Below are 15,967 nucleotides of genomic sequence, written 5' to 3'. Positions count from 1 at the left end.
TGTAATATGAATGCAGAACAACAATACATAGATCTTTTCTCCCAGACGGAAGCGATGATATGCCAGCACAGTGCCGAGGTGATGAATACCCCTCGTGCCACTGCGTTTGCCGACTTCGAGCGGCTTGGCTTTCCTACCCGTAAACAGGAGAAATATAAATATACCGATGTCAGCAAGTTCTTTGAACCGGACTATGGGTTGAACCTGAACCGTCTGGATATTCCGGTAAATCCCTATGAAGTATTCAAATGCGATGTACCCAATATGAGTACCTCCCTGTACTTTGTAGTGAATGATGCTTTTTACAATAAAGCGCTACCCGCTTCACATCTGCCCGAAGGAGTCATCTTCGGCAGTTTGAAGGAGATGGCGGAGAAGCATCCGGAACTGGTAAAGAAGTACTATGGCAGGCTGGCAGACACTTCAAAAGACGGAGTGACAGCATTCAACACCGCTTTTGCACAAGACGGTGTGCTGCTGTATGTGCCGAAGAATGTAATAGTGGAACGTCCCATTCAGTTGGTAAACATCCTGCGTGGTGACGTGAACTTCCTGGTGAACCGCCGGGTATTGATTGTATTGGAAGATGGCGCACAGGCACGCATGCTGGTGTGCGACCATGCCATGGATGCCGTGAATTTCCTGGCAACCCAGGTGATAGAAGTATTCGTAGGTGAGAATGCTGTCTTTGATCTTTACGAACTCGAAGAGACGCATACAAGTACCGTACGTATCAGCAATATGTATGTGAGACAGGAAGCCAACAGCAACGTATTGCTGAATGGCATGACCTTGCATAACGGCACTTCCCGCAACACCACCGAAGTATTGCTGGCAGGTGAAGGTGCCGAAATCAACCTTTGCGGTATGGCCATTGCAGATAAGAATCAGCATGTAGACAACAATACAAGTATCGATCATGCCGTACCTAACTGCACGAGCAATGAACTTTTCAAGTATGTGCTCGATGACCAGTCAGTCGGTGCATTTGCCGGTTTGGTATTAGTGCGCCCGGATGCGCAACATACCAATTCGCAACAAACGAACCGGAATCTTTGCGCTACCCGTGAGGCACGTATGTATACGCAACCGCAACTGGAAATTTATGCCGATGATGTAAAGTGTAGTCATGGCGCTACCGTTGGTCAGTTGGACGAAAATGCACTCTTCTATATGCGCCAGCGCGGTATTCCGGAGCGTGAAGCCCGCTTATTGCTGATGTTCGCCTTCGTGAACGAAGTAATCGATACCATCCGTCTGGATGCATTGAAAGACCGCTTGCATCTGCTGGTGGAGAAGCGTTTCCGTGGAGAACTGAATAAGTGCCAGGGCTGCGCGATATGCAAATAAATGAAGAATTAAGAATTAAGAATGAAGAATTACCATGCGGCATGACATGGCGCAGCCAATTCTTCATTCTTAATTCTTCATTCATAATTCTAAGCTAATATGGATATTCAAAAGATAAGAGCCGATTTTCCGATACTTTCCCGTGAAGTGTACGGCAAACCATTGGTCTACCTCGATAATGGGGCGACGACACAGAAGCCACGTTGTGTGGTGGATGCCATAACGGATGAATATTATTCTGTCAATGCTAATGTGCATCGTGGCGTACACTTCCTGTCGCAACAGGCAACGGAACTGCACGAGGCGAGCCGTGAGACAGTGCGGAAGTTTATCAATGCCGGCTCTATAAATGAAATCGTATTTACGCGGGGAACTACGGAAAGCATCAATCTGTTAGCCTCCAGCTTCGGCGAAGCATTCCTGCATCCGGGTGATGAAGTGATTGTTTCCGTAATGGAACATCATAGTAACATCGTCCCCTGGCAACTGCTGGCCGAACGGAAATGCATCAATCTGAAGGTTATTCCGATGAACGACCGTGGCGAACTCCTGATAGATGAATACGAGAAGCTTTTCACTGACCGGACGAAGATTGTCAGTGTAGTACATGTGTCCAATGTTTTGGGTACGGTCAATCCTATCAAGGAAATGATTAAGATTGCCCATAAGCATGATGTACCTTTCCTGGTAGATGCGGCACAATCCATTCCCCACATGGCAGTGGACGTGCAGGATCTGGATGCTGATTTCCTTGTATTCTCCGGACATAAAGTGTACGGGCCTACCGGTGTGGGCGTGCTCTATGGTAAGGAAGAATGGCTGAATAAGTTGCCTCCTTATCAAGGCGGCGGTGAGATGATACAGCATGTGTCTTTTGAACATACCACCTTCAACGAGCTGCCGTTTAAGTTCGAAGCCGGAACTCCCGACTATATCGGCACTACGGGACTGGCGAAAGCGCTCGATTATGTTTCTGCCATTGGCATGGATAAGATTGCCGCTTATGAGCATGAATTGACGGAATATGCCACACAGCGATTGAAAACAATCCCTGGTATGCGCATCTTTGGTGAAGCTGCTGAGAAAGGGAGTGTCATCTCTTTCCTTGTGGGTGATATTCATCACTTCGATATGGGCACATTGCTCGATCGTCTCGGTATTGCCGTACGTACAGGACACCATTGCGCCCAGCCGCTGATGCAACGCCTCGGCATAGAAGGAACAGTGCGTGCTTCCTTTGGAATCTATAATACAAAAGAAGAAATCGATGTTTTGGTGGCAGGTATCGAACGTGTCAGCAAGATGTTCTAGTTAGTGATTAGGGGTTAGTGATAAGTGATTAGTGACAACCATCCGCATGGCACTAATCACTTATCACTAACCTCTAATCACTAATCTTCGTTTCCGCCAGCTTCTTCTGCCACTTATCCCGTGCCAGTTTCTGCATATCCGTAACGCTGTCTTTCTCATCCACAATCTCGAAGCCTAAGGCTGTTTCTATAATATCTTCCATAGTGACAATTCCCCAGAAGCAACCGTATTCATCAATCAGGATCGAGATATGCTCTTTCCGTTCAAGCATCTGTTCCCAAACCGTGGAAACAGGACTATTCTCGGGGAAGGAAAGGATAGGGCGGGCCACATCCTTCAGGCACATATCGAATCTGTCCTCTGCTAACTTTTCGAGTACGGTTTGCCGCAACACATAGCCTGTGATATAATCTTCGCTATCATTATAAATCGGAATACGGGAGTAGAACTTATACTTCCCATCCTGATAGAACTCTTTCAGAGACATACTTTCGGGAGCTGTTGCCACCACGGTACGAGGAGTCATAATGGATTGTGACTTTACTTTATCCAATCTGATGAGGTTCTGTATCATCTTGTTTTCCTTCATCTGGAAGACACCCTCTTCCACTCCGATGGAAATCATAGCCGAAACCTCTTCGCGGCTTACGGATAATTCTTGCTTGCCGGAAGAAAACAGACGGGTAATCAGCTCGGACAGCCACACCAGGGGATAACAGATAATAATAAGGAAGTTAATGATACGGGCCGACGGAAGCGCCAGTGAGCGCCAGTAACAGGCACCTATCGTTTTAGGAATGATTTCCGAGAGAACAAGAATCAAGATAGTCAGTATGGCGGAGATTACACCGAAGTAAGCTTCTCCGAATATCTTTACCGCTTCGGCACCGACACCTGCTGCACCGACGGTGTGGGCAATGGTATTCAGAGATAATATGGCGGCAATAGGCCGGTCGATATCTTGTTTGAACTTCTTCAGTAAAATGGCGCTTTTGCCGTGTGTTTTCTCTTTGGTGGAGATGTACGACATCGGGGTGGATAATAAGACAGCTTCCAGGATGGAGCATAAAAAGGATAATGCTAATGCAATGGTCAGGTATAATAAAACAAGTCCCATATATGAATTTATTAATTAGACATAGCGGAACGAATGTTACGATTCGTACCGGATAAAATATGAAAATGCGGTGATGGAAGGGCTTGTTCTAAAGACGGTATGTGCAGAGCAAGGAGCGTTCGGGGGAGTATACGCTCTTGAGAGTGTGCGGTTGGGTACCGTCACTATATTGGTATAAATTAGTGTTCTCGGTAGAGAAAGTATAAGTAGTCGTAATCTCTGCACAGAGCTTGCGGGCACGGTTTAAAGAAAGTGTACGTGAGATAACAGCTTCATCGTTAAACTCTTCAGACGAATGCTGTTCGCTTTGTTCGATGCAAAGAAAGGGAGGCTCATTTTCGGAGAAGGTGTTATAATCCTCGGGTTGCAGTGCAAAAGGCACAACTACCAGACATACCACTAACTTGAATATAAAATGATCTGTTTCCATTCTTCCGGACAAAGATAGAGAAATAGTTATCTTAGCTCATATATGGATGTTGCCTTTTTTGTTTTTTTATTATAATGAAGAGATATAAAAAGTCCCGTTACTGCAACTTTCTGCCCTATTCGCGCGTCTAATAGGGTGCAAATAACTTAAATAAATAGAGAAAGATTATGTTAGTAACAACAACCCCAACTATCGAGGGCGGACGTATCACCCGCTATTACGGTATCGTTTCAGGCGAGACGATTATCGGTGCCAATGTATTCCGTGACTTTTTTGCCAGCATCCGCGATGTAGTGGGCGGACGTAGCGGCTCTTACGAGGAAGTGCTGCGCGAAGCGAAAGATATCGCCCTTCGTGAAATGCAGGAGCATGCCAGGGCGCTCGGAGCCAATGCCGTGATTGGCGTGGATCTGGATTATGAAACCGTGGGTGGAAGCGGCAGTATGCTGATGGTAACCGCTTGTGGTACGGCTGTGACCGTAGAATAATGAATACAGGGGGAGAGCCGGAAAGCTCTTCCCCTGCATATCAATGCTTGGGAGAATAATCGCTGATGATTACTTTTCCCTTTTTTTGTTCCAGTTTGGCTGTCTGCTGTGCTTTTGCGGTGGAAGTAAAGAGTAGAAGAACATATACTGTGTATATCATCCATGCCTTTCTGAAAGTAAAATCTGTGTGTTCCATTGTTCCTTTGTTTTTATTGATTTTACTTATACTACAACATGGGTGCTCAATCGGGTACGGTTTTCGCCTGCAAATTTAATAGAATGAGTTGATTTTTCTTTTATTCCTTTGCTTATTTCGTTTCAAATCAATACTTTTAGACTTTCAATCAACCTTTTAATACGAATAACACCATGGACAGTTTGCTTTTCTGGCTGATTCCGGCCGCTTCCGTTTTAGCTCTCTGCTTTGCTTACTATTTCCATAAGCAAATGATGAAAGAGAGTGAGGGTACTCCGCAAATGATAAAGATTGCCGCCGCTGTGCGTAAAGGCGCGATGTCTTATCTGAAACAACAGTATAAGATAGTTGGCTGGGTATTTCTGGGACTTGTGATCCTTTTCGCTATTATGGCTTATGGTTTCGATGTACAGAATCGTTGGGTACCGATTGCTTTCCTGACGGGCGGTTTCTTCTCCGGACTCTCCGGATTCCTCGGTATGAAGACGGCAACGTATGCTTCGGCACGCACAGCAAATGCTGCCCGTAGTTCACTGAATGCGGGATTGCGCGTCGCTTTCCGTAGCGGTGCGGTAATGGGACTGGTTGTAGTGGGCTTGGGCTTGCTCGATATTTCTTTCTGGTATCTGTTATTGAATGCGGTTATACCGGAAGATGTTTTGACTCCGACTCATAAACTCTGCATTATCACTACCACCATGCTCACTTTCGGAATGGGTGCTTCCACACAAGCGCTCTTTGCCCGTGTAGGTGGAGGTATTTATACGAAAGCTGCCGATGTAGGTGCCGACCTGGTAGGTAAGGTTGAGGCCGGTATTCCCGAAGATGACCCGCGTAACCCTGCAACGATTGCCGATAATGTAGGTGATAACGTAGGTGACGTAGCCGGTATGGGTGCCGATCTTTACGAAAGCTATTGTGGCTCTATCCTGGCAACTGCCGCTCTGGGTGCTGCTGCCTTTATTCATACGGGAGATACGGCCATGCAGTTCAAAGCTGTTATAGCTCCGATGCTGATTGCTGCCGTAGGTATTCTTCTTTCTATTATCGGTATCTTCGCAGTGCGTACCAAGGAAAATGCGAAGATGAAAGACCTGCTCGCTTCGTTGGCTTTCGGTACGAACCTGAGTTCAGTGCTGATTGTTGTGGCTACTTTCTTTATTCTTTGGCTATTGAAACTTGATAACTGGATGTGGATATCTTGTGCTGTTATAGTCGGTCTGGTAGTCGGCATCATTATCGGACGTTCTACGGAATACTATACCTCACAATCCTATCGTCCTACCCAGAAGTTGAGCGAAAGCGGAAAGACTGGCCCGGCTACGGTAATTATCTCCGGTATCGGTTTGGGTATGCTGTCTACTGCAATTCCTGTGATTGCTGTGGTAGTCGGTATCATTGCTTCCTACCTGTTTGCATCGGGATTCGATTTCAATAATGTAGGTATGGGACTTTACGGTATCGGTATTGCAGCTGTAGGTATGCTTTCTACCCTGGGTATCACGCTTGCTACGGATGCTTACGGTCCTATTGCTGACAATGCGGGTGGTAACGCTGAAATGTCCGGGCTGGGTGCGGAAGTACGTAAACGTACGGATGCCCTCGACTCTTTGGGTAATACTACTGCCGCTACCGGAAAGGGTTTTGCTATTGGTTCGGCTGCACTTACGGGACTTGCCCTGCTTGCCTCTTATATTGAAGAAATCCGTATCGGACTGACCCGTTTGGGAACCACGGAATTAGCGCTTCCCCATGGGGATGCCGTGGCTCTTCAGGATGCCACCTTCTTCGACTTTATGCACCATTATGATGTGACGCTGATGAATCCGAAAGTACTTTCGGGTATGTTCCTGGGTAGTATGATGGCATTCCTTTTCTGTGGATTGACAATGAACGCTGTTGGCCGTGCTGCCGGTCACATGGTGGATGAGGTACGCCGCCAGTTCCGTGAAATCAAGGGTATACTTACCGGTGAGACAGAGCCGGATTACGAACGTTGTGTAGCTATCTCCACAAAGGGGGCGCAACGTGAAATGGTAGTTCCTTCGCTGATAGCCATTTTAGCTCCGATTGCTACGGGACTTATCTTTGGTGTTCCCGGTGTGCTGGGCTTGCTGATCGGTGGATTGAGTAGCGGTTTCGTTCTTGCCATCTTTATGGCGAATGCGGGCGGTGCATGGGATAATGCAAAGAAATATGTGGAAGAAGGAAACTTCGGCGGTAAGGGTAGCGAAGTACATAAAGCTACTGTGGTAGGCGATACGGTAGGTGACCCATTCAAAGATACTTCCGGTCCGAGTTTGAATATACTTATCAAGCTGATGAGTATGGTAGCTATCGTGATGGCCGGACTGACGGTTGCGTGGAGCCTCTTCTAAGGAGAGTTGCCTGAAAAAACAAGGGGTGAGGAAACTTAATAAATAAGCCATCTGTCAATGTAGAAGAAGTCATTGACAGATGGCTTTCTTTTTATCGAAGAAATTCATACCGTCCGGCAGTACCTTCAAAAGAAAGGATACCATCGTCTGTACGAACTTCCAGCGCGGGAATATATACCTTGCCGTCTTTCTTGATTTGCCAGGTTCCCGGAATAAGGTCGGTAATGACAAACTTCATAGTTTGGCTGCCACTTACCGCGAAATCAAATTTACCGGGTAGCGGTTGGCTGTCTTTGCTGAAGGTGACGATGCGGTCGGCTATCTGCACGCCTACTATTTTATCTGCATCGATGCGTTTTACTTCATTCATTTGCAGACAGGTGTTGTCGGCTACTTGCATTACATTCAGGAAGTAATTTTCGGCAGTAGCGGTTGCAGGTGATATTTCTACACGCCATGCGCCTCTTTCGTTGGCATCGTCGGGACGTCTCGGCATGGCATCGTTGGCATAATTGGTGCCGAATACCCAAAACTCTTTTCCTTTTCCACCGATTTTCTCTATCCGTGCATCTTGAATTTCGGGGAGCAACACTTGATTCTGTAACATGCCGGTATCTTCGTTTTGGGTGCGTTTGACGGTGAAACGGTTATTTTCTATTATCGGCTCTTCTATACTGTGCAGTAGCCAGAACTTCTTGAACTGAGGGTCGGCAGAGACAACTTTATCAAACACGATTAAGGCGGCAGGCACTTCGGTAGCGTGCAGGTTGAGGAAAACAAAAGAGCGTTTCGCTTCTTTTACCTTGTCTGTATAGGCTTGCGTGATGTCACCTTTCAGATAAGAATAGTCAGGTTTATTGGCATCGGGACCGAAACCATGTCCCAGGACTTTGCCTGTAGTATATTCCTTGCTTAATAAATCTTTAAAAGAGCGGCAAGTCTCCCAGCGGTCACCCGGCATGCGTTGTCCACCGTCATTATCGGCAAATTCAGTTTTATCTTGTCCACCATAATTCCAGCTGGCGAATTTCTCGTTCGGGTTGTATACTAACAATGAGTTATGGGCAATGGTACGTTTGAAGAAATTTTTGTTGTGCGGGCTGTTATATCCGCCGGAACTTCCTTGGTAAGCTCCGGCATCTATTGCCAACGGGCCCTTATAATAAAGTTGGAACGAACCACCGTCCATGTGTTGATGGTTACCAAAGAATTGTTCATTGATTTTCATTTCGGCAATCACGCTGTTTTTGTCCCATCCTGTACGCGCTATCATCCACCCGAAAGGTGAGCCTGAGTATCGGGTCAGCGGCAAGTCATCAGGAGCCTTGGCTTTCAAATCAAAATCTCTCCACAGTATCTCGAAGATAAGGCAGTGGCTTTCTAATTTGGGCTTGAGTTCGTATTCGTAAGCCAGATAATTGTCTTTATAGAAGCTGGAAGCGAGCATGGCGGGCAGGGAGTAAGAAGGAATGTTCCTTTTGTTAGGATTCGTATCGCCTGCGGGCATTACTTGTCCGTCCGGACGACGGCGGTACAGGAAGTCGTACGGTACGAATTGTTGTGCGGGATTGTAGATTGCGCCGGCTCCCATACGGTCCAGAATCCATAAGGAGAACAGGTCATTGCTGAAACGCACATTGACATAGCTTGTTCCCTGATGGTAATTATGACCAGAATAGATGTAATTTCTTACCGGCAAGTAATCCTTGTACAGCATTCGGATGACATGGAGGTACATATCCGGATATTCGTCGTAGATAGCAATACCGGCTGAAAGCATGTCCCGCAAGATCATCCATTCGGACGAGTGTCCGGCTATGGGTTCGTTATTTTTGGGCGGATAACCGCATTCCATGGTCTTGGAGATTCGGATGAACGATTCTATATAGGCTTTCTTTTCCGATTCTTTCATCTGGTCGTAGCACCAGTCATATACCATTGCGCCGCACATCAGCATGACTCCGCTGGCGCGCGATAAGTCTTGTTTGGTTCCGAAATTGGTATGCTGCAATGAATCGAGCATGGAAGTGATGGCGCGTCTGGCTTGCTTCTTGTCACCATATACCAGATAGTCGAGAGCTTGTACTTGTACACGGCTGGTTACTCCCCGCATCTCAAAGTAGTAGCGAAAGCCTCTGTCGGTTACTTTAGCCTCTTCCTCTGCGGTGCGGTCTATGCCAAGTTTGCGCAAGGTTGCCAGGTTTGCTTTTACTTGCGGGTGATCCATCCGTTTCTTTAAATCCGGTAAATTGGCGGGACGTACATAGAGTCGGGGGTGAGTTGAGGGAGGAATGGGGATGGTGATGTCCTCGAATTTCTCCCAGGTTACTTCATCTCTTTTCTGAGCACCGGCTTCCAGACAAAAGATGAAGAGAAAACTCGCTGCTAAAAGACAATTTTTCTTCATGGTTGCTGTTTTATAGATTAATAAAGTATCCGTTCATGCATGATATACGGTGTGAAAACCATATACTCTGTTTACAAATGTAGAACATTCAACCATTACCTACATCATTATAAAACAACAAAATACTGCCGGTGCAGCATTCTGAGACATGAGTGACATTCTCCTAAACAATATTAGCGTAGCTGTGGAATCATAGAGGGATAGATTTCCAAGAAAAGCTATCCCTCACGCAAGAATTACTTCCCGTAATCATCGTACATCATCAGCAGATGGGAGGAACTCCAACTAAAGTGCGGCGCTTTCAACCGTTCTCCGGTATGTGTACCGTAGTTCTCGTGGATGGGCGCTCCTTCTTTCAATCCGTTCAGGCGGTCGAATACCTGCAAGGTATATTCATCGGCCAGTTTATGATAACCATAGTTGCGGAGTCCGCGAATGGCAAAGTAAGTCTGGTCCAGCCAGATGGGGCCACGCCAGTAGCCGCGCGGGTTATACTTGGGATTGTCTGCGGCGATGGTGGGGAAGGGGATATATGTGGAGAACTTCGCGGTGTCTTGCAGTATGGGTAACATGCTGTCCACCTGCGATTGCGTGGCAATCTGTGTCCACAGCGGAGTATAAGCTTCGCATCCCGGTTCTTCGATGAAGGAACCGTCTTTCAGGCGGCGGTCGAAGAAGAAATTGAGTTGCTTGTCGAAGAAGTAATCTGCTACTTTATCGCTATAATCGGGACCGTCGAAAGTCGCGTTCAGCAATCCGGCAAACTTCTTTAGCAGTTTACATTCCAGTGCCAGATAAGCATTCAGGTCTACGCTTTCCTGGTCCATGCTCCAGGCATCATCGGCTCCGTCGTTCTTCAACATCACGGCATCGTCAAAACGAATGGCATTGTCCATGCCGCTTTCCCATGCGGCAGCTTCCAGTGTGCCGTCTGTTGCACCGTATTCACACATGCCGTTACGGTTGTGATCGCGTTTCTGATACCACCATTTGTAGTAAGAGAGCAGTTGCGGGTACATTTCGGCAACGAAAGCCGTGTCGCCTGTATGCGTGAAGATTTCGTCTACCGCCCAGCATACCAAAGGCGGTTTGCTGTCGCGGGCATTGTTTTCCGACGGGTCGGTGTAGATGCAGTCGATAACCATGCCGTCCGGTTGCTGATAATCGAACATGGCGCGGATGTTGTTCTTTGCCAGTTCAGGGTCGAATTTAGCGGTTCCGGCACTGAAACGCCAACTGTCCCATGCCCAGAAACCCACAAAGTAGCCTACGGCGTGGCTCGGGACGATACCTTCATGAAGCAGTCCGCCGCGATGCGTGCGCCAGTTGGAAATAAGGGTGGTGACGGCTTTCACGGCTATACGGTCGTATTCGGGCTTCATGTCCTTGCGCAGTATCTTGGTCAGATAACCCTCCCAGCGTTCGGCATTGGCTTGCAAAGCCTTTCCGGGATTGTTGAGCAGGGTGGGGATATTCTGCAATCCGGCGGTCATCTCTTTTTCCGAGGTGAAGAAGGAAATGGCTACATGGACGGGATACCTGGGACTGTGAACAAGGGCTGTGTAGTTGTTTTCCGTCCGGGAAAGTGTCACGTCGGGGGTAAATGTTACGGTCACGCTTTCTCCGCTGGGGTGGCGGGCAATGACGGAGTTTTGCTCTACAGCAATGGTTACGTCTTTTCCCCATTGACTGCCTGTCAGAAGCAGGTCTTCCGCTTTATCGGACTCTATGCGCAGGAGGGCGGTTGAGGCGTCTGCAAAGTTAAGTCGTTGCATGATGCTCCCTGCATCGGAGTGGACGGACATATAGAGCTCGCCGGGGAAGTAGCAGGTAGAGTCGGGAACGAAGCTGGCAGAAGTGTTTCCGGCGAAATCTACTGTGACGGCGGACTGTGCCATCCATTGGCGGCGGAACATATCCAGACTGAACGGGCCGCAGAAGCCGTTCACCCATTGCGCCTTTTCGGGCAGGGTGAAGCCCATCCATGAACCGGCGTCTGTGAACCAGCCGTAGCAACGGTGCAGGGTGTCGGGAGTGTAGGCAATATCCAGTATGTTATTGAAGGTGTACCTTTGCTCAGCAGTTTTTTTACTACCGGAGTTGCAGGCGGTGAGGCCTACAACCAGTAGCGTAAAGCAAATGATGTGTATAAACTTGTGTTTCATATTCCTTGATTATTATGAATTTAATGTTAGAACCAGCACTTATGCGCCTGTTCCGCTGCATCATCCTTAGCTCCGAGTGGCAGCAGCGTAAAGCTGTACTTCCATTCGTGCGGTGTGATGGTATATTCCGGGTGCACTTGTGCTCCCCACGTATTGTCACCACCTACGCCCATCTGCTTGTGGTCGATGTTTAGCCACACCATATCTTTCTTCACTATGCTTCCCCCGTGGCGGCGTTCCACTTGCGAAGGGCGGTACTCGATATCTTCCATCGGGAAGTTCCAGGCACTGATACTTAGCGGTTCTTCTCCCGTAACGAGCAAACCGTCACCATCGGCATTGCGCAGTGCAACCCAACGTACATCGCAATGATTAGCTGTTTCCTGAGCACGCACATACGGATGGAACTGTTCCCAAACCGTGGCACTGTACAGTCCTACCAATGCTCCCGTCTTCCGGTCTGCATAGTTTTCCTGTGGTCCGCGTCCCAGCCAGGACATCCTTTCATATTCAGCCGGAAGTATCATGCGCATACCCAGGCGAGGCATTTCGTTCAACGCCTGTTTGCCGGGAGTGAAGTGCATGCTCACGCGGACTGCTCCGTCAGGATGAATATCGTATATTGTTTGCAGCTTCGAGTCTTGCGCTTCCATCTTATAGGTAGCGATAAGGGTAACTTTCTGTTGATTTTCCGTTATATCCAGGTTCTCCAGTTTGGCATCCTGTCCGGCAGTCTTCCAGGTGAGACAACGGTACAGATGTCCGTTCGGAATATCATTGTCCGTCAGCGGACGCCAGAAGTTAGGTTGCAGACCTTCTTTTATCAAATTCTTTCCATTGTAACTCAACTCTGTCATTTCACCGTTTTGAGCCGAGAAAGCTATCCGGAAGTTGTTTCCTGTCAGAGTGATGGCGTCACTGTTGCGGTCTACGGCCAGTTTACCGTTAGCCGGTTGAATGGCTTTGCTGGCAGGGACGGAAGGTAGCGCCCATTGTTCGATGGCGGCCTCGTGTCCTTTCGGGATTAACGGCGCTTCGTTTTTGGTGAATGCGCGCAGGGTAAGGAAGTACTCTTTGCCATTGGCAGGCAATGCTTTCAGAGGCAGTTCGATGTTGGCAGAGCTTCCCGGTGCGATTGCTGGGAAATCCATTTCACCGCTTTGCACTGCTTTACCGTCACATTCTACTGCCCAGCGCAGGGTATATCCTTCCAGACCGATGAAGTCGTGCCGGTTGGTAACCTTTATCTTATTGGGTGTGAAAGCAACCGGCTCAAAGTGGATATATTGAAGCACCTTCTTCACCTCATAGATATGCGGGTGAGGAGTGCGGTCGGCAGCTACCAGACCGTTGGCGCAGAAGTTGGAGTCGTTGACGATGCCTACAAATCCCATGTCTCCACCGAAAGCCCAGATGTCACGGTTATCCTTATCTTTGATAGCGAATGTCTGGTCTACCCAGTCCCAGATGAAGCCGCCTTGCAACTGGTCGTACTTATAAATCAAATCCCAGTAATCCTGGAAGTTTCCTACACTGTTGCCCATGGCATGAGCATATTCGCACATAATCATAGGACGCTTGTCTCGCTGGTTGGCGTGGCGGCGCAACGACCAGATGCGTGCATACATCGGGCAGTAGATATCGCTCTTGGCATCATAACCGCCACCCTCGTATTGTACCGGGCGAGTGGAATCTACCTTCTTCGTGTAATCGTATAAGGTTTCGAAATGCTTACCATACCCGGACTCATTACCCATAGACCAGGTGACGATAGCTGTGCAGTTACGGTCGCGCGCAATCATGCGGCTCATGCGTTGCATGAAAGGAAGTTCCCAATCCGGATAATTGGCCAGCGTGCCATCCTTGTGATCCTGCATACCGTGGCTTTCGATGTTGGCTTCATCCACCATATACAGGCCGAATTCCGTGCAAAGCTCATACCATGCATAGTTATTCGGATAATGACAGTTGCGCACACCGTTCAGATTGAATTGCTTCATCAACTGAATATCGTGTATCATGGAAGCTACGCTGATGGTGCGTCCTTTGTGCGGATCGTGTTCGTGGCGGTTCACTCCCTTAAAGAGCACCGCTTTTCCGTTAATCATCTGCATGCCGTTGCGCATCTCCACCGTGCGGAAACCAAAAAGCTGGGTGAAAGACTCCAACGGCTTTCCTTGTGCATCGAAGGTGCTGACTACCAGTGTATAGGTATTCGGCGTTTCGGCATTCCAGGCACGTGCATCCGGGAAAATCTGTTGCTGGCTAAATAAAGTATCCGTAGGAGAAGAGACGGTTTTCTTCCGGTTATAAATCACCTTTCCTGCATCCAGCACTTTCACCTCAACGGTCTCTCCCGCTTTCGGCTGATGGAGGATGACATCCAGGTTGAGTTCTCCGTCTTTATAATCATTTATCAGTTCGGCAGTCATCCGGAAGTCGCGCACGCGGCTTTGCGGACGGGCGTAGAGATAAACGTCACGCTCAATACCGCTGTATTTCCAGTAGTCCTGTCCTTCAAGGTAAGAGCCGTCGCTATAACGGAACACCTTGACGGCGAGTTTGTTGCTGCCCTTTTTCAGAAGCTTCGTAATGTTGAAGTGAGACGGCAGACGGCTGTCTTCGGCATATCCGGCAAGCTCACCGTTCACCCATACGTAGTAGGCGGATTCCACTCCCTCAAAGTCGAGGAAGATATCCATACCTTCCCAACCGCCGGGAACCGTGAATTCGCGGACGTATGCTCCCACCGGATTGTAATCGGCTGGCACATGCGGGGGATTGGCAGGGAATGGATAACGGGTATCCGTATAAATAGGTGCATCGAAGCCTTGCAACTCCCAGCTTCCGGGAACTTGTATTTTGCTCCACTTCCGGGTGTTGTATCCCGGTTTGTGGAAGTCTTTGGGACAAAGTTCGTTGTTCTTTGAGAACAGGAACTTCCAAGTACCGTCCAGCGAGATGCGGCGTTCGGTGGCAGGATTTACGTTGAAACGTACATCCGCAGGCAGGGAGTGTTGCTTCAGGGCGTTGGCCTCATTCGTAAACGGAATGAAGTGCGCATGCATTGGCTCTCTGTTTATCTCGTTGATTTGTGGGTTCTGCCAGGGTTCGTTATCAGCCAGGGCAGAAACACAAAGCAGTGAGGAAAAGAGTAAGGTATAAACTTTGGCTTTCATGATAATTTGCTTTAAGTCCAAAACAATATTAAATTGAACAAAACAGTGTCACAAGGAACGGAACGCTGAAATCCACCACAAATCCGTGGAAGATGGAGACAACTACAAATTGTTGTCCGGCCGTTCGTGTAATGATGGGCAGTGTGGTGTCCATCGTAGTTGCCCCTCCGGCAGAGATAGGGGCGAGGTTGCCAAACCAGCGCACCAGTAACGGTGCAGCCAGTAAGGTCAGAATCTCGCGGCTGATGTTGGCGAGCAGGGCAATTGTTCCTAATTCAGCTCCTTTATATTCGGTAATGAAGATACTGGAGAGTGAATAGTAACCGAAGCCCGAACCTACAGCCAGGCAATCTGTTAGAGAACGGTGTGTCAGTATCAGGCTGACTGCGGCAGAACCTGCCAACGTACCCAGAATGGTCATGATAGGCAGGAATATCAACCGTGGATTGAGTGAACGGAAATTTTTCAACGTTTGCGGGTCATTGCCTACACTTAGCCCTACACTGAACATCAGTGCGCAAAGTGCATAAAAGCTGACTTTACTATCTACTACGATGTCGATAGGTATCAGGTGAAAGACTCCGCAAAGTGTCCCCAGCACAAAAAAGCCGACTATGATAAGACTTCCTTTCATGCTTGTCCTCCTTTCCGTTTGTATAAGGCCCTCCACAGTGCCCAAGCGGCAATCACACTTCCCAGAGTTCCACCTATGGTGAGTATGACGGCTTCGAGTCCGATGGTATGAAGTCCTTTGATAATCTGTTCGTTTCCTCCCACTTCAATACCGAGAATGAAGAGCAGTACCCAGATCAGTACTGTGATAACCTTATGTATTTTACTTAAATTCCGTTTCCGTAAGAGGTAGCCCAACAGCATTCCTGTGAGCATCAGTCCGATAATTGTAAACATATCTATGTCGTTTTTGAGGGCAAAGATAATTCATTTG

12 protein-coding genes are annotated in these 15,967 nt (G+C 48.1%); 4 read left to right on the top strand and 8 right to left on the bottom strand.

What is annotated here, in order from left to right; genetic code table 11:
• Positions 1 to 6 precede the first annotated feature (6 nt).
• Both sufD and K6V21_RS03820 read left to right on the top strand, forming a co-directional pair.
• On the top strand, positions 7 to 1,350 hold the full coding sequence (sufD, locus tag K6V21_RS03825; RefSeq protein WP_224320888.1) for a Fe-S cluster assembly protein SufD: 1,344 nt from the start codon (positions 7 to 9) through the stop codon (positions 1,348 to 1,350).
• A gap of 99 nt (positions 1,351 to 1,449) precedes the next feature.
• The gene (locus tag K6V21_RS03820) at positions 1,450 to 2,661 is read left to right on the top strand and encodes an aminotransferase class V-fold PLP-dependent enzyme (protein WP_224320887.1); all 1,212 of its coding nucleotides are present in this window, start codon (positions 1,450 to 1,452) and stop codon (positions 2,659 to 2,661) included.
• Positions 2,662 to 2,734: 73 nt separating this feature from the next.
• On the opposite strand, the gene K6V21_RS03815 is transcribed toward K6V21_RS03820, so the two are convergent.
• Both K6V21_RS03815 and K6V21_RS03810 read right to left on the bottom strand, forming a co-directional pair.
• A complete protein-coding gene (locus K6V21_RS03815) occupies positions 2,735 to 3,778 on the bottom strand; it encodes a CNNM domain-containing protein (protein ID WP_224320886.1) in 1,044 nt (347 codons plus the stop codon).
• A gap of 88 nt (positions 3,779 to 3,866) precedes the next feature.
• The gene (locus K6V21_RS03810) at positions 3,867 to 4,208 is read right to left on the bottom strand and encodes a hypothetical protein (RefSeq protein ID WP_224320885.1); all 342 of its coding nucleotides are present in this window, start codon (positions 4,206 to 4,208) and stop codon (positions 3,867 to 3,869) included.
• 167 nt (positions 4,209 to 4,375) lie between these two features.
• On the opposite strand from K6V21_RS03810, the gene K6V21_RS03805 reads away from it, so the two are divergent.
• Positions 4,376 to 4,696, top strand: coding sequence for a heavy metal-binding domain-containing protein (locus K6V21_RS03805; RefSeq protein ID WP_007210905.1), 321 nt, complete (start codon positions 4,376 to 4,378; stop codon positions 4,694 to 4,696).
• 40 nt (positions 4,697 to 4,736) lie between these two features.
• On the opposite strand, the gene K6V21_RS03800 is transcribed toward K6V21_RS03805, so the two are convergent.
• Positions 4,737 to 4,892, bottom strand: a complete 156-nt coding sequence (locus K6V21_RS03800) for a hypothetical protein (RefSeq protein WP_217712603.1) — start codon at positions 4,890 to 4,892, stop codon at positions 4,737 to 4,739.
• 173 nt (positions 4,893 to 5,065) lie between these two features.
• Between K6V21_RS03800 and K6V21_RS03795 the strand changes: the two genes are divergently transcribed.
• Positions 5,066 to 7,270 carry a sodium-translocating pyrophosphatase gene (locus K6V21_RS03795; RefSeq protein ID WP_217712602.1) on the top strand — a complete coding sequence of 735 codons (2,205 nt, stop codon included), beginning with the start codon at positions 5,066 to 5,068 and terminating at the stop codon, positions 7,268 to 7,270.
• 91 nt (positions 7,271 to 7,361) lie between these two features.
• Here the strand turns inward: K6V21_RS03795 and hepB are convergent, their stop codons facing one another.
• The 5 genes from hepB to K6V21_RS03770 all read right to left on the bottom strand — a co-directional run bounded on the left by hepB (position 7,362) and on the right by K6V21_RS03770 (position 15,930).
• Entirely contained in the window at positions 7,362 to 9,677 is a 2,316-nt protein-coding gene (gene hepB, locus K6V21_RS03790) for a heparin/heparin-sulfate lyase HepB (RefSeq protein WP_224320884.1), read from the bottom strand.
• A gap of 236 nt (positions 9,678 to 9,913) precedes the next feature.
• Entirely contained in the window at positions 9,914 to 11,842 is a 1,929-nt protein-coding gene (locus K6V21_RS03785; RefSeq protein ID WP_224320883.1) for an MGH1-like glycoside hydrolase domain-containing protein, read from the bottom strand.
• Between the two features lie 26 nt (positions 11,843 to 11,868).
• Positions 11,869 to 15,021 carry a glycoside hydrolase family 2 TIM barrel-domain containing protein gene (locus K6V21_RS03780; RefSeq protein WP_224320882.1) on the bottom strand — a complete coding sequence of 1,051 codons (3,153 nt, stop codon included), beginning with the start codon at positions 15,019 to 15,021 and terminating at the stop codon, positions 11,869 to 11,871.
• Positions 15,022 to 15,049: 28 nt separating this feature from the next.
• Entirely contained in the window at positions 15,050 to 15,655 is a 606-nt protein-coding gene (locus K6V21_RS03775) for a lysine exporter LysO family protein (RefSeq protein WP_007210896.1), read from the bottom strand.
• Positions 15,652 to 15,930 (bottom strand): LysO family transporter, encoded by a 279-nt coding sequence (locus K6V21_RS03770; RefSeq protein WP_022208430.1) that lies wholly within the window; start codon positions 15,928 to 15,930, stop codon positions 15,652 to 15,654. Before K6V21_RS03770 ends, K6V21_RS03775 begins: the two co-directional genes overlap by 4 nt.
• Between the last annotated feature and the right edge of the window lie 37 nt (positions 15,931 to 15,967).

This window comes from Bacteroides cellulosilyticus, from assembly GCF_020091405.1.
Taxonomy (GTDB): Bacteria; Bacteroidota; Bacteroidia; order Bacteroidales; family Bacteroidaceae; genus Bacteroides.
The sequence above is the reverse complement of the archived record's forward strand: the minus strand, read 5'-3'. Positions and strand labels throughout refer to the sequence as shown.